Below are 15,192 nucleotides of genomic sequence, written 5' to 3' on the forward strand. Positions count from 1 at the left end.
ACCAATATTTTATATCCCGAACGTTCAGTTCGGGGCCTTTTAGAGACAGGGGATTAACGATGGCCTCAGGTGCAGTACCGCAAGTTAGCGGGCGCGATGCCGGTTTCGTTTCCGACAGCGAAAACTACCTTAAGAACAGCAGCGGTGTGCTCAGCTGGGCATGCACGCTGGATCATAAGCGGATTGGGATCATGTACCTGGTCGGCATCCTTGCCTCCTTCTTGGGAGGCGGATTGCTGGCGATGGCGATTCGTGCTCATCTGATGTCTCCCGATGGAGCGTTGTTTGAGGACAACAACACCTACAACCAGATCTTTACGCTCCACGGAGCGATCATGGTGTTTTTGTTTATCATCCCAAGTATCCCAGCGGCACTGGGGAACTTTATGGTTCCCGTGATGTTGGGTGCCAAGGACGTTGCTTTCCCTCGCCTAAACCTGAGCAGTTTTTACCTCTGGGTCGGCGGAGCGATTTTCTTCGTCGGGGCTTTGTTGATGAACGGCCTGGATACAGGTTGGACCTTCTACACGCCTTACAGCACGTCGACCGACACATCGGTGGTGATGGCGACCTTGGGAGCATTCATCCTCGGGTTTAGTTCGATTTTTACCGGTCTGAACTTCATCGTGACGATCAATACCATGCGTCCACCAGGGATGACTTGGTTCCGGATGCCTTTGTTCCTCTGGGCGACCTACGCGACCAGCATCATTCAGGTATTGGCTACCCCAGTTTTGGGTATCACCCTGCTTCTTTTGATCGCTGAAAAAACGATGCATATCGGGATCTTCGATCCCGAATTCAACGGTGACCCTGTCACGTTCCAGCACTTCTTCTGGTTCTACAGTCACCCCGCTGTGTACATCATGATTCTGCCAGCGTTTGGTGTGATCAGTGAAATTGTCAGCGTTCATAGTCACAAAGGGATCTTTGGTTATCGCTTCATCGCGTACTCCTCGATCGCTTTGGCTCTGCTTAGTTTCTTGGTCTGGGGACATCACATGTTCACCAGCGGTATGAGTCACGTGACCGTGATTGTCTTCAGTGCTTTGACCTTTACCGTTTCCGTCCCGTCGGCCATTAAGGTCTTCAACTGGGTGGCGACGATGTACAAAGGGGCGATCAGTTTGACCACCCCGATGTGTTATGCCCTTAGCTTTTTGTTCTTGTTCACCATCGGTGGATTGACCGGATTGTTCCTGGGAACGATCAGCACGGACCTTCATCTGCACGATACCTACTTCGTGGTCGCCCACTTCCATTACGTGATGATGGGCGGAACCGTGATCGCCTTTGTCGGTGGCTTGTTCCACTGGTGGCCAAAGATGAGTGGCAAGATGTTCAACGAGGCCTGGGGACGTGTTTCGGCCGTGGTTGTGTTCATTGGCTTTAATATGACCTTCTTTCCTCAGTTCTTGCTAGGGAATCAAGGGATGCCACGGCGGTACGCCAGTTACGACCCTGAATTTGCCTGGTTGCATCAGTTGTCCAGCATCGGTGCATTCACCCTGGGGATCGGCTTGCTGATCGCCGGTTTGGTATTGTTGCACTCGATCTTCAACGGCAAACAGGCTCCTGCAAACCCATGGGGCGGAGCAACGCTTGAATGGCACTGCACCAGTCCTCCACCGTTTTTTAACTTCAAGAATCCACCAGCTGTTGGCGACCCGTATGAATTCGACAATGTCGAATACGATTCGGCGACCGACAACTATGTCTTTACGGATTTGCCTCGTGAACGTGTTCCGGAAAAGACTCCGGAATCCACCCCTGCTTCGGCAGGCGGGCAGTCGTAATCATTGCGTGGTAGGCCTTTGTGCCTATCCGATTTGAATCCATCCTACTACTTTGAACTTTTCGAAAAGCAGCCGTCCGATGGCAGAGACAACCGCAGATGCGCACCATGGTCATGACGATCATGAACATCACGAAAACCTCGCTCACCATTTTGACTCGTACGAACAGCAGTTCGACGCAGGCAAATTGGGGATCTGGTTGTTCCTGGTGACCGAAGTCCTGTTTTTTGGGGGGATGTTCTGTGCGTATGCGTTGTATCGCAATTTACGACCAGAGGTCTTTGAAGGCTGTAGTGAATTCCTGAACACTCAGTTGGGAGCCATTAACACCGGCGTCCTGTTGTTCAGTTCACTGACCATGGCCTGGGCGGTTCGCTGTGCTCAGTTGCGACAACATAAGATGTTGATCGGAATGCTGGCGGCGACGCTTTCGTGTGCCGCGATCTTCTTGGGCGTCAAGGCGGTCGAATACTCTCATAAATTTGGTATGGGTTTGCTGCCAGCCGGTTTGTACACGTACGATCCGCTGCATCCTCATCACGCCGATGCACCGAATTACCTTGCATATATTTGTGTTCCGTTTGCGATCATCGCGGTTTTTGTGATCGGTTGGTTGATCTTGGCGTTCCTCCAAAAGGATGAATTCAAGGTTCGCGTTCTGAAACCGCTGACGGTTGTTTGCCTCTGCTTCTTTGCAGGTGTAGGGCTAGGAACGATCATCGAAGCGGCTGCGGAAAACGCTCATGGAAACGGCGAAGCACACGCTTCGGTCGCCCATGGCGAACATGGAGATGAAGCCGGACATGGCTCGCATGATGAGGAAGGTCACGAAGATCACACGGTCGCTGCGGATGGTCCCATTCTTGCCTCCGATGATGACCTGATCGGGTTGGACGTGTTGGCCAAGGACAGCAGCAACCCTGGTGCGAAGGACAACCTTCGTGCTTTGAAGTCTCAGTCGGCTGCCTCGAGTGGGGCTGTGTTAACGGGCGACGAAAAACCCGTTCCGAATGCGACGGAAAAACGAGACATTAATACTCCCAAACAAGCTGGGATCTTCTTCGGCATCTATTACTGCATGACCGGAGTTCACGCGATCCACATCCTGGCTGGGATGGGGGTTATGGTTTGGTTGCTGATTCGGGCGGTTCGAGCTGAGTTCAACGAAAAGTACTTCGGCCCTGTCGACTTTGTCGGGCTGTACTGGCACTTGGTCGACCTGATTTGGATTTATTTGTTCCCTTTGCTATACCTGATTGGTTAATTGATGAGTGCTTCTTCCGAACATCCCGAGCACGGCAGCGACCACGGTTTTGCGCACCCGCAATCGATCTCGTCACTGTTAACCGTATTTTCGGCGTTGGTTATTTTGACCATCATAACGGTGTTGATCGCCAATTTTAAACTTGGCAACGCTGAGATCTGGATCAGTTTGTTTATTGCTTCGATCAAAGCTTCGTTGGTCATGTATTTCTTCATGCACCTTGGGCATGACAAACCGTTTAATGCTTTGATCTTCCTGTCCAGCGCGTTTTTCTTAGCATTGTTTATGGGCCTGACGATGATGGATCGAAATGCCTACCGATCTTCATTGGAACCCATCATCGATGCTCCCTATGTGAACGAGGCTCTTGAAGAGATCGAAGAGGTCGTTCCGGCCTTGGAAGATCCTGCGGTTGCTGACGATACCGGGGCGATAGAAGGACCGTCGGTCGTGGATCCCCCCGAAGCTCAATAGAGCGTCGCATAGGCACCATCGGATTGCTTCTTCGTTTGGTACCATCCCTATTAAAAATGAAACGTCAGCTTCCAATGCTGGCGTTTTTTTTGTGTTCCCTGCTCTTTAATAATCCACTTTCCTGATATCGAGTCATTGCAATGAAAGCGGTCGCTGTCACCCCCGGAAAACCAAATAGCGTGCATTTGGAAGAGATCTCCAGACCCTCATTGGATGACATTTCAGGAGGGACCGGTGTTCTGGTCCGGACCTTGAAAGTGGGCGTCGATGCAACCGATCGAGAAATCAATGAAGCCCTCTATGGGAACGCTCCCGAAGGGGATGAATTCTTGGTGATCGGGCATGAATCGTTCGGTGTGGTCGAAGAAGTGGGACCGAACGTTCGAAACATCAAGGTCGGCGATTATGTCACCCCGACCGTTCGCCGTCCGGGGAATTCGATCTATGACCAGATCGGAACCTACGACATGACCAGCGAAGAAACCTATTACGAACGCGGTATTAACCTGCGTCATGGTTTCTTGACGGAATACTTCGTCGACGATCAAGAGTACATCGTTCGCGTTCCCAAGGGCCTAAAACACCTGCACGTGTTGATGGAACCGATGAGCTGTGCCGCCAAAGCGGTTCACCAAGCCTATGAAGCTCAGCGGCGGATGAAGGTTTGGCGCCCGCGGGTCGCTTACGTGTTCGGAAGTGGGCAGATCGGATTGTTGACCACCTTGATTCTGAGGCTTCGCGGCTTGCAGGTACACACGGTTGCTCGTGCCCCCGGCCCTCATCTGAAGTCATCGATCGTCGAAGGTTTTGAAGCAACCTACGTCAGCACGAAGGAGCGTTCGCTGGACGATTTGGTTGCGGAAACCGGTCGCCCAGACTTGATCGTTGACGCCACCGGACACAGTGGCCTGGCCTTCGATGCGATGAAGTATGTTGGGCACAACGGGGTGGTGGTCTGGACCAGTATTACTGGTGGTGATCGTCAGATTGAAATTCCTAGCGACAAAATCAACATTGATTGGGTGCTGGGGAATAAACTGTTACTGGGAAGCGTCAACGCCAATCGTGACCATTTTGAAATGGGGATCCGCGATCTCGCGTTGGGCGAGATGATGTTCCCCGGCGTGATCGAGAAAATCCTGACAAGTCCTGTCGATGGACTCGATCAGTACAAAGAGATGATGCGGTTATTGGTGGAAGACGACGACGCCCTGAAAGTCTATGTAAACGTCGCTGAAGAGTAGGGCCAGCAAGGGTACGAAGGTGAGTTGAAACGATGAATCAAATGATCCTTCTGTACCTGCTGATGAGCCTGTTGGTTGTGTCCGCGTCGACAATGGCGGGGACATCCAGGCGGTTCCGGCTGGCGGTATTGATTCCGCTTTCGTTAGCCATTGTTACAGTTGGGTGGCTGTTTGGTTTCGGAGCCAAACAGGATTTGCCCGGCCTTGGGGCCCCTGCGGCGTGGGGCTGGTTCCCACTGATCGCCGCTTGGGTTTGGAGCACGCTTGCGAACCCTTCGCGATGGGTCTTTCCTGTATCGATCTTGTTGGCTTGGTTCACCCTGTTTGGGTTTATGGCGGTCAATGAGCCCCTTTCGGTTCGCTTTCTTCTAACGACCTTGCATCACACGCTGATCGCGGCGCTGGCGGCATTGGCTTGGCTGGGGTTTGCTCAGCTTGTGCGACTGGGGGCCGGAGGTTTGGATGTTGAAAATCGCTTTCCCGCGAATCTTGGTTTCCTTGTTAGACTATCTGCAGGACTAGTGATCGGCCTGCTGACTGTTTTGGCTGGCTTGTTCTTAGTTCCGGGAAAGCCACTGCAGTTGCAGTTGCCACTGGCGATGGTGGTTGCAGCGGCAGAAATGTTGGCCGCCTTCTGTGTTTGGCGAGGTTTTGGGGAATTGGCCCGTTCGGGATTCCCACAAACCTCGAAAGCAAAGTGGGCGAACGGGCCGGTTTTGCTGGCCGTCTTTGTCATTGCTGGCTTCAGCTTTGCGTGGATTCCAATCATTCTGACCGGTGCCACGCGGCTAGGTCAGTGAACTCGAGGAGAGAATGGACGTAGAGCGGAGGCGGATTCAAGATGACCTGCGAGGCAACCTGAAAGGAGAGGTGCTGTGTGACGATGTGACTGCACAGTTGTACGCAGGGGACGCCAGTATTTACCAACTTCGTCCGTTGGGAGTGGTGCGCCCGCGTAATCTGCAAGATGTGGTTACCTGTGTTCGGTATGCTTCGGAACATCATCTAACCATCCATGCCCGAGGAGCTGGAAGCGGCGTTTCCGGCGAGTCCTTGGGGCCTGGGTTATGTCTCGATTTTTCTTGTTATCTCCGACGCAGCGAATTGTTGGACGATGGCGCGCGGGTTCGCGTGCAGCCCGGGGTCGTACTGGCAAACCTCAACCGTGAATTGGGGTCGATCGGGCGCATGTTTGGACCCGATCCCGCAACCCGTAGTGTGACCACGATGGGGAGCGTGCTTGCGGTCGATGCGTCTGGCAGTCATTACCTTCGCTATGGATCCGCGCGGGATACGATTGAATCGATGCAGGTCGTTACCGCTGAAGGCGAAGTTCTTGAATTGGGGCAGCATTCGCCAGAGGAACCGGGGACCCCGGGCGTTTGGGCAGCAGGCGTGCGGCGAGTGATTGACCGCAATGCCGCCGCGATGGAAAAACTTCAAATGGAAGGGCGGCAGCTGCGTGGCGGTTATCGAATCGATGACTGCTCCGCAGGAGAGAAAATTGACCTGGCGAAGTTGACCGTCGGTAGCGAAGGGACGCTTGCACTGATCACCGATGCAACCATTCGTACGGAACCGGTTCCCGGGCATCGCGGAGTCGCATTGCTCTTCTTTCATCGCTTGGAATTGGCGGCTCAAGGGGCAATCGCCGCAGTGCCTCAGGGAGTTGTTGCGTGCGACCTGATGGATCGCCGTTTGCTGGAAATCGCACGCGATATCGAACCCCGCTATGAGGAATTGATTCCACGCGATGCCGAGGCGATGTTGCTGGTCGAAATGCAGGGTGATTCATTGTCGGAACTGCGGGATCGATTAGCCGCTTTGGTGAAAGAACTGCGTGATTCGCTGGGGCTTGCGTTTGCCGCGGTGTCGACGGTCCAGCGAAGTGAACGGAATGTTTATTGGCGGCTTTGTCGACGTGTGATCCCACGCGTCTATCGCCTGAAAGGGAACTCGCGGCCGCTGCCGTTTGTCGAAGATCTTCTGGTTCCGCCTGCTTCGTTGCCCAAAGTCCTGACGGAGATTCAAGCGGCGCTTCAAGCCGAACAGACGACGGCGTTCATGTTCGCGCATGCCGGGCATGGGCAGTTGCATGTTCGTCCGTTTCTTGATCTGGCAGACGCACAGGATCGGATTCGCGTGCGGGCGCTCTCGCAGCGAATTTCCGAAGTCGCCTGGAAACATGGCGGGACTTTATCCGGGGAACATGCTTCGGGGCTAAGTCGATCTTGGTTGCTGCCCAAACAGTACGGCGAGTTTTGGCGTGCAATGCCGGAGATCAAGCGCTTGTTTGATCCTCGTAATCGCTTCAATCCAGGGAAGATCACCGGGGCCAGCATGCAGCAGGTCAATGAAAATCTTCGGCCGGTTGAAGCTTGCATTCAAATTGATAGTGAATGGAAAACCGAAGGCGAAGCGGTTGAGGTCGAAACGGTCGCTGAAATCCAGCCTGCCGAACCTCCCAAGCGGTTGCCTGTCCTGCAGGTCTGGACGGGCGAAGAGACCATTGACCGGGCCGCTCGCGAGTGCAACGGATGCGGTCGCTGCCGCACGAACGCTCCTGAACAACGGCAGTGTCCGGTGTTTCGCGCCTTCCCTATCGAAGAGGCTTCGCCTCGGGCCAAGGCGAATCTGCTCCGTGGCGTGCTTACCGGGGATCTGGATCCGGCCGCGCTTTCCAGTGAACGGGGCAAGGAGGTCGCTGACCTCTGTTTTAATTGCCATCAGTGCCGGCTGGAGTGCCCTGCTTCGGTCAATGTCCCCAAACTGGTGAATGAGATCAAAGGGCAGTATGTCGCGACCAATGGGCTTCCGTTGTCGGACCTGCTGCTGTGCCGATTGGATACGTTGGCACCGATCATGGCCCGCCTGCCTTGGCTGAGCAACCGTTTGCTAAGCAATCGGTTGTCACGTTGGATGTTGGAACGAATGTTTGGGCTGTCCGCGGCTAGGCGTCTGCCCGAGGTCGCAAATCGGACGTTCCTGCGATACGCGTCACGCCGCAAACTGACTCGGCCGATTCGGCAAAGTGGACGGAAGGTCGTTTACTTCATCGATCACTTCGCCAACTACCATGACACCTCGGTCGGAAAAGCGCTGGTCGAAGTCTTGCTGCAGAATCGAGTCGGGGTCTATGTTCCGCCAAAGCAGCTTTACAGTGGGATGTCCCACATCTCTGCTGGCGATCTGAAGACGGCCAAAAAACTGGCCGCACAGAATATCCAATTGCTGGCCGATGCCGTGCGGCAAGGTTATCAAGTCATTGTTTCGGAACCGGCCGCTGCGTTGTGTTTGAAGCGTGAGTACCTGAACCTGATCGACAATGAAGACGCACAACTGGTCGCTGACAACACGTTCGAGGCCTGCCGTTATCTGTGGGATATGCACGGCCGCAATGAACTGACGCTCGATTTTCGGCCCGTCACTGCCACCATTGCCTACCACCTTCCCTGCCACATTCGCGCTATGGACGATGGACAGCCTGGCCCGAAGTTGATGGGCCTGATCCCGGGATTGATGGTGAAATCGGTCAACGCGGGATGCAGCGGGATGGCCGGAACTTGGGGGCTGCAAAAGAAAAATTACCGCAAGAGCCTCCGGATCGGCTGGCCCATGATTTCGGCAATGCGTGACGCGAAAGCTCAGATTGCCGCAAGTGAGTGCAGTGCATGTCGAATGCAGATTGAACATGGGGTCAATCAGGCAGCGGTGCATCCCTTGAAACTGCTCGCCTACGCTTATGGGCGGATGCCCGAAGTCGGTAATTTGCTGGTTTAAAAGCGACGTTGACCTTTCTCGGTCGTTTGCGGACAATTGAAAGGGTCGAAAACTCTTACTTTTTACACATTGAATGGGATTACTTAATGGCTACGGCCGCAGCTTCCGATCTTCAGACGCATTGCAGCACCATCGCTCAACGGGCTCACGAAGCCTCCAGAGAGCTCGCAGGCTTAGACACGGCGACCAAGAACGCTTGGTTGCTGGCTTCTGCTGACGCTCTAGTCGCGGGTTCTCCGTCGATTCTGGCAGCCAATAAACTGGATATCGAAGCCGCCCCCTCGTATGGGCTGAGCGACGCACAGGTCGATCGCTTGGTGCTAAATGACCAGCGAATTGCAGGGATTGCCACCGCTTTACGGGAAATCGCAGCCCTGCCCGATCCGTGTGGAGAAATCATCGAGGGGCAAACCCGTCCCAACGGTTTACAGATGGAAAAGGTAAGAGTCCCTCTGGGGGTTGTCTTTTTTATCTACGAAAGCCGCCCCAATGTGACTGCGGATGCTGCTGCCATTTGCGTTAAAAGTGGCAATGCGGTGATCCTTCGAGGTGGGAAAGAAGCGGCCCATAGCAGCCAGGCGATTGTTGAAATTCTGCAGCAGACAGCCGCGACGCACGGGGTTCCCGCCGGAGCTGTCCAGTTGGTCGATACGCCAGACCGCGACGCGGTTGGGTATTTCCTCAAAATGGATCAGTGGATCGATGTGGCTATCCCACGCGGTGGCGAAGGCTTGATCCGGCGAGTCGCTTCAGAAGCGGCGATGCCTGTGATCAAACATTTCGACGGCAATTGCCACGTCTATGTGGATGCCGACGCCGACCTGGAAATGGCGGTGAATATTACTGAAAATGCGAAGTGTCACCGGATGGGCGTCTGCAACGCTTGCGAATCCTTGCTGGTGCACCAAGCGGTGGCCGAGCAGTTCTTGCCGCTTGTTGCCGAGCGATTGAAGTCGCGTGGCGTGGAGCTCCGTGGCGATCAACGCGCATGTGCGATCACTCCGATGACCCCCGCCAGCGAAGAAGATTTTGGCGCTGAATTCCTCGGGCCCGTGATCAGTGTGGCGGTCGTGGATGACCTGCAGCAGGCGATCGATCACATTGATAAGTATGGGTCCCATCATACCGATGCAATTGTCACCAAGGACCTGAAAGCGGCTCGGACCTTTACGGCAGCGGTCGATAGTGCCGCCGTGATTGTCAATGCAAGCACCCGTTTTAACGACGGTGGCGAATTCGGCCTGGGGGCAGAGATCGGGATTTCAACCGATAAATTCCATGCACGTGGACCCTGTGGTCTCCGTGAGTTGACGACCTATAAATATGTCGTTTATGGCGATGGTCATATCCGCGGATAAGGGTGCCTTCATGCTAGATGCAAAGAGACAACGGAATGTCTGAAGAAGAACCACTCAGCAACAGCCAAGTCGAGAGCTTGCTCAAGCAGATGGAAACAGATGCTGGGGAGCCTCCGCGCCCTGGCGCCGGAGACCCCGAAGCGGCCGCACAAGTCGATTCTCCGGAAGAGGCTTCTGCCGGGGTCGGTGTTGCCATGCCCGGGATGCCGCAAGTACGAACCGTTAACTACGATTTCAAACGCCCGGAGCGAGTTGGCAAGGAACAGATGCGAGCGATGCACAGCCTGCACGAGGGGCTGGCTCGTAGCTTTGGGGCCACGGTGTCGGGGATGTTGCGGACCATGTTGGAGGTCAAATTGATCAGTGTCGATCAATTGACTTACAGCGAATTCGTCTTCAGTCTGGATAACCCAAGTTGCTTCAATGTGCTCAAGCCAGAGCCACTTGAAGGGCACTGGATTCTTGATATTTCGCCTGTCTTGTCGTACGCGATCATCGACCGAATGCTTGGTGGTGACCCGCATCCGGTGGAAAGCCTGCGGCGTCCGCTGACCGAAATCGAAACCCGTTTGATTGGGCGACTGGTCACCGCGTTCAGTGTCGAATTAACCGAGGTCTGGCGGAACATTGTTCAGTTGGATCTGACGGTGGAGAGGGTCGAAAGTAACCCGCAATTGGTCCAGATCGTCCCTCCCAACGAGGTCATAATTCTGATCGGGTTGGAGGTTTCACTGGGAAGGAATCGCGGAATGATGAACCTGTGTATTCCCTTTAATACGATCGAACGCTTCAATTCGCAGCTTTCCAACAACGGTTGGGTCGGGTACAGCAAGAGTCGTCCCAGCGATGAATCGCGTCAGCAAGTTTCGCAGTTCATCGACGACGCGGTCGTCGATATTGTGGTCACGCTAGCCAAGTCGCGGATCAAGACCGGCGAATTGTTGGACCTCTCGGTCGGTGACGTGATCACGACCGAGAAGGACGCGCAGTCACCGCTCGAACTGTCCGTCCAGTCGGTGCCGAAGTTCACCGTAAAGCCTGGGGCTCATCGAGGCAAGAAAGCGGTGCGGATCGATTCGATCATCGAAGATTAGTCTGTGGGGCGTTCTGGTTGCCGCAGCGGATCTCGCTTGCTTTTGGGCAGAAAATAGGGTGGGAGATTTGGCAAGAAAATAGGGACAGGAAAATGGTGTCGCCTGCGCCGTGGGGTAGGTGCCTATTGGTCCGGCCTGCATGGTTCCCCATGTCTTGTCGCTTGTTGGGCATGAAAAAACGCTCGCCAGAGAAGTTCTCTGACGAGCGTTTTGGTTGACCGTTGCCGGGTGGCGGGATCGTTATTTGGATCCAACCAGATCGGCTTTCTTCTTGTCTTCGATGATCTTTTCTTGGACGTTCGAAGGCGTCTGAGCGTACTTCAGCAGTTCCATCGAGAAGGTGCCCTGACCTTGGGTCATACTTCGCAGGTCGGTGGCATAGCCAAAGGTTTCTGCGAGAGGCAATTCACACTGAATGATGCTGTTTTCGCCTTGGGTGTCGGTGCTGGTGATCAAACCACGACGCGAAATTGCGTCTCCAACGACGGGACCTTGGAACGATTCGGGGCATTCGATTTCGACGTGCATGATCGGTTCCAGCAGGACGGGGCCTGCCTTCTTGAAGTTCTCACGGAAGAACTCTTGTGCACACGTGTAGAACGACTTTTCCGAACTGTCGACATCGTGGTAGCTACCATCGTCCAGTTCGATCTTCATGCCTACCACGGGGTATTCGGCAATCGGGCCTTTGGAAAGCGAATCGCGGAAGCCTTTTTCGACGGCAGGGATGTACTGCTTAGGAATACGTCCACCGACGACCTTATCTTCGAATTCGAAGCTATCTTCGCTGTCCGATTCGATAGGGATCAGTTTGCCAACGATGTGAGCAAATTGGCCGGAGCCCCCGGTCTGCTTCTTGAACTTGTGGTTAAAGGCAAGTTCTTTGGTGGGAGCTTCGCGGTAGCTCACTTTAGGAGCACCAACTTCGACATCGACTTTGTATTCACGTCGCATACGTTCGACGTAAACTTCCAAGTGCAATTCGCCCATTCCGCTGATGAGGATCTCTTTGGTTTCCTCGTCGGTGAAGACGCGGAAGGTCGGATCCTCTTTGCGGAAGCGTTGTAGGGCTTTGCCCATCTTGTCCGAGTCTGCACGGCTGACGGGGTTGACCGACATCTTGATAACCGGTTCAGCGATGAACATCGATTCAAGGGTGCAGGCGTCGCGCCCGGCTGCGTAGGTGTCACCGGAAGCGGAATCGATACCCATGACAGCGATAATGTCGCCGGCGGAGGCCTTTTCGATTTCTTCCCGTTTGTCCGAGTGCATTCGAACGATACGGCTGAAGCGTTCTTTACGTCCGGTACGTTGGTTGACGTAAGTGCCACCCTTTTCGATCGTACCTTGGTAGATTCGCATGAAGGTCAACTGACCAAACGGATCGTCAGCGATCTTGAAGGCCATGCCAACGAAGTCACGCTCCGGATCGGGAAGCAGTTCGATACGCTTCGTTTCGTCCTTGGGGTCACGGCCGCGGATTTCGCGATCGAGTGGGCTAGGAAGGTACTTGATAACGGCGTCCAGCAATGGCTGAACCCCTTTGTCTTTGTAAGCGGTTCCGAGGTATACCGGAGTCGCACCCGCAAGAACGGCTTCGCGTGTCACGCGTTCCATCAATTCGGTGCTGACTTCTTCTTCGCTGAGCAGCAGTTCCATCAGTTCATCGCTGAACATCGAAAGCGATTCGAGCATGTGAGCGCGAGCGGCTTCGGCTTCTTCTTGCAGGTCAGCAGGGATTTCTTTTTCGGCAACGATTTCGCCGCGATCCCCTTCGAAGTACAGAGCCTTCATTTTCTGCAGGTCGACGACGCCGCGGAAGTTTTCTTCGGCTCCGATGGGGATCTGCATCAGGAACGCTTCGGCACCCAGTTTTTCGCGAACTTGAGCAACCACTCGGTTCGGGTTGGCTCCGGTTCGGTCCATCTTGTTGATGAAAGCCAGCCGTGGAATTTGATAGCGTTTCATCTGGCGGTCGACCGTGATCGACTGACTTTGAACGCCACCCACTGAACAAAGAACCAGTACGGCTCCGTCCAGTACGCGAAGCGAACGTTCCACTTCGACCGTAAAGTCAACGTGGCCCGGGGTGTCAATCAAGTTGATCGGATGGTTTTTCCAGGAAACGCTCGTCGCGGCACTGGTAATCGTGATACCACGCTCACGTTCCAGTTCCATATGGTCCATCGTGGCCCCGTCGCCATCGCCTCGAACTTCTTCGATCTTATGGATTCGGCCGGTATAAAACAGGATCCGCTCCGAGAGGGTCGTTTTACCCGAGTCGATGTGGGCACTGATACCAATATTACGCAGTTTCTCCAGACTCATTCGTACACCTGAACAACATTTGGTTTCCTGGAGCCGTATACCACGCTGGTCACGAACTTCGGTTAACCGGTACTTATAGGGGGTAAGACACGCTAACCGCTGAAAAGTGACGACGGCGCATGAAATTTTTGGGTGATTTATCGGCAATATCGCAAACAAGAGGCCTGTCGGAAAGGGCAAAAACGCGGATTTTTAGGGGTTATTCCATACCTCAGGACCAGCGATTGACGAGTTCCCTCGCTTAGAAAGTCGCGGACCGAGGCGTTTTGTGCGAACGAAGGGGGCGGGGCGGCAGGAGACACGGGGGGATGCCCGTTGTACTGGGCAGCAAAATCCCAGCCCGACGCACTCGCCCGCTTTTTTCGCTTTTCCTCCAGAATGGTCTTGTGGTCATTGCCAAGGAATAGGTACTAACCGCCTGCTGTATCAGCCTACCGTCATCAGGAAAGGAGTCCGGAATGCCGCTCAGGCTGGCGATATCCCTAACGTTTAGTGCGTCCCTATTCTTCCTCGCTACCACTGCGCTTGCTCAGTTCGGTGGAGGTGGTGCTGGAGGAGGAGGCGGCGGAGGTGCGCCTCCGCCAAACGAACGCCCTCGCTTCTCTGACCATGTCAATGAGATGGGAGGACTGCGCGTTCGCCGTGAAAAGGGGACCGCAATTGTGGCGGACGTGCAAATTCGGGGAAACCGATTTGTTAGTACCGCGGCCATTCTGCAAAAGCTGGAAACCCGCGTCGACCGCTTGTTCGATGAAGAGCTTGTCATGAGCGACATTCGGGCACTGCGAGAATTCGGGGCCTTCTCCGATGTCCGCTTCCGGATCGAAGACGCTGCGAACGGCAAAGTCGTGATTTTCGACGTGGTCGAACTTCCCACGGTTTCGGACGTTATCTACTTCGGTAATCGCGGGTTAAATGATCGAGAGCTAAAGGGACGTTCTGGGTTGCAACCGAAGGACCCTCTGAACGAATTCACGATCGAATCGGCGGTTCGCCGCTTGGAAGATTTTTACCGTGAAAAAGGTTTCAATAATGCGGTGATCCAATCGGTGATCGGGCATGATAAGGATCCCCGTGCCGTGATCTTTCGGATCAACGAAGGGGAACTGGAGCGGATTGCCAAAATCAATATGGTCGGGAATGAGATCGAGGGTGACGCTCGGCTGAAGAAGGTCATTCGGTCTCGAGAACCCTTTATGCGTTTCGGGTATTACATCAACAATCCAGCGAATCTGAAACAGATTGATGAGGATGTCGACATCCTCACTCGCTATTACCGAAACCTCGGGTTCCTGCGAGCTCACGTTAGTCGTCAGATCGAGTACGACGATTCTGGGCAGTGGTTAACGGTCACTTTCGTGATTGTCGAGAACGAACGATACATCATCAACGATATTCAGATCGTAGGAAATGAGTTCGTCGATGAAGCTCAGCTTCGCGAACGTTTGACGCTGAAAGCGGGTGACTACTTCAGCGGCATGAAAATGAATTTGGACGTCAGTGAGCTGACTTACTCTTACGGAACGCTTGGGTTTATCTACTGCGAAGTCCAGCCCCAGCCGGTGATGCGAGACGAGCCTGACCGCGTCGATTTGGTCTACAAGATCAGCGAAGGCGATCGCTGGAAGATCGGTCAGATCTTTGTCAATGTGGAAGGTGAGCCGCATCTGATGCGGGAAACCATGTTGCTAAATCAGTTGGATTTGGTGGAGGGGCAGTTCATTGATCGCCGCAAACTGGAATCAGGACGCAATGTCTTGAATCGTTTGCAGCTGTTTGAAAATAACCCAACGCTTGCCGATCCACCGGACATTAAAGTGGTCCCTCAGGAGGGAAGCTTTGAATATTGATATG

At 54.1% G+C, this 15,192-nt stretch carries 10 protein-coding genes; 9 read left to right on the forward strand and 1 reads right to left on the reverse strand.

Annotation, left to right across the window (positions count from 1 at the left end; all coding sequences use genetic code 11):
- The first annotated feature begins 59 nt into the window (after positions 1-59).
- From FF011L_RS06545 to fliM, 8 genes are all read left to right on the forward strand, one after another.
- A complete protein-coding gene (locus tag FF011L_RS06545) occupies positions 60-1,796 on the forward strand; it encodes a cytochrome c oxidase subunit I (protein ID WP_145350860.1) in 1,737 nt (578 codons plus the stop codon).
- A gap of 79 nt (positions 1,797-1,875) precedes the next feature.
- Positions 1,876-3,060: a cytochrome c oxidase subunit 3 gene (locus tag FF011L_RS06550; protein ID WP_145350861.1), complete on the forward strand. Its 1,185-nt coding sequence runs from the start codon at positions 1,876-1,878 to the stop codon at positions 3,058-3,060.
- A gap of 3 nt (positions 3,061-3,063) precedes the next feature.
- Entirely contained in the window at positions 3,064-3,534 is a 471-nt protein-coding gene (locus FF011L_RS06555) for a cytochrome C oxidase subunit IV family protein (protein ID WP_145350862.1), read from the forward strand.
- A 140-nt stretch (positions 3,535-3,674) separates the two neighbouring features.
- Positions 3,675-4,778, forward strand: coding sequence for a glucose 1-dehydrogenase (locus tag FF011L_RS06560; protein WP_145350863.1), 1,104 nt, complete (start codon positions 3,675-3,677; stop codon positions 4,776-4,778).
- Between the two features lie 32 nt (positions 4,779-4,810).
- Positions 4,811-5,578 carry a hypothetical protein gene (locus FF011L_RS06565; protein ID WP_145350864.1) on the forward strand — a complete coding sequence of 256 codons (768 nt, stop codon included), beginning with the start codon at positions 4,811-4,813 and terminating at the stop codon, positions 5,576-5,578.
- 13 nt (positions 5,579-5,591) lie between these two features.
- Positions 5,592-8,558 (forward strand): anaerobic glycerol-3-phosphate dehydrogenase subunit C, encoded by a 2,967-nt coding sequence (locus FF011L_RS06570; RefSeq protein ID WP_145350865.1) that lies wholly within the window; start codon positions 5,592-5,594, stop codon positions 8,556-8,558.
- Positions 8,559-8,644: 86 nt separating this feature from the next.
- Positions 8,645-9,916 (forward strand): glutamate-5-semialdehyde dehydrogenase, encoded by a 1,272-nt coding sequence (locus tag FF011L_RS06575; RefSeq protein WP_145350866.1) that lies wholly within the window; start codon positions 8,645-8,647, stop codon positions 9,914-9,916.
- Positions 9,917-9,951: 35 nt separating this feature from the next.
- Entirely contained in the window at positions 9,952-11,010 is a 1,059-nt protein-coding gene (fliM, locus tag FF011L_RS06580) for a flagellar motor switch protein FliM (RefSeq protein WP_145350867.1), read from the forward strand.
- Between the two features lie 240 nt (positions 11,011-11,250).
- On the opposite strand, the gene fusA is transcribed toward fliM, so the two are convergent.
- Positions 11,251-13,338 (reverse strand): elongation factor G, encoded by a 2,088-nt coding sequence (fusA, locus tag FF011L_RS06585; RefSeq protein ID WP_145350868.1) that lies wholly within the window; start codon positions 13,336-13,338, stop codon positions 11,251-11,253.
- Positions 13,339-13,796: 458 nt separating this feature from the next.
- Between fusA and FF011L_RS06590 the strand changes: the two genes are divergently transcribed.
- On the forward strand, positions 13,797-15,188 hold the full coding sequence (locus tag FF011L_RS06590; RefSeq protein ID WP_145350869.1) for a BamA/OMP85 family outer membrane protein: 1,392 nt from the start codon (positions 13,797-13,799) through the stop codon (positions 15,186-15,188).
- Positions 15,189-15,192 lie beyond the last annotated feature (4 nt).

It is taken from the genome of Roseimaritima multifibrata, from assembly GCF_007741495.1.
GTDB lineage: Bacteria > Planctomycetota > Planctomycetia > Pirellulales > Pirellulaceae > Roseimaritima > Roseimaritima multifibrata.

Coding starts and splice junctions, on each gene's coding strand:
- FF011L_RS06555 (WP_145350862.1), top strand. CDS start 3,064: ATGAGTGCTTCTTCCGAACATCCCGAGCACGGCAGCGACCACGGTTTT.
- FF011L_RS06570 (WP_145350865.1), top strand. CDS start 5,592: ATGGACGTAGAGCGGAGGCGGATTCAAGATGACCTGCGAGGCAACCTG.
- FF011L_RS06590 (WP_145350869.1), top strand. CDS start 13,797: ATGCCGCTCAGGCTGGCGATATCCCTAACGTTTAGTGCGTCCCTATTC.
- FF011L_RS06560 (WP_145350863.1), top strand. CDS start 3,675: ATGAAAGCGGTCGCTGTCACCCCCGGAAAACCAAATAGCGTGCATTTG.
- FF011L_RS06575 (WP_145350866.1), top strand. CDS start 8,645: ATGGCTACGGCCGCAGCTTCCGATCTTCAGACGCATTGCAGCACCATC.
- fusA (WP_145350868.1), bottom strand. CDS start 13,338: ATGAGTCTGGAGAAACTGCGTAATATTGGTATCAGTGCCCACATCGAC.
- FF011L_RS06545 (WP_145350860.1), top strand. CDS start 60: ATGGCCTCAGGTGCAGTACCGCAAGTTAGCGGGCGCGATGCCGGTTTC.
- FF011L_RS06550 (WP_145350861.1), top strand. CDS start 1,876: ATGGCAGAGACAACCGCAGATGCGCACCATGGTCATGACGATCATGAA.
- fliM (WP_145350867.1), top strand. CDS start 9,952: ATGTCTGAAGAAGAACCACTCAGCAACAGCCAAGTCGAGAGCTTGCTC.
- FF011L_RS06565 (WP_145350864.1), top strand. CDS start 4,811: ATGAATCAAATGATCCTTCTGTACCTGCTGATGAGCCTGTTGGTTGTG.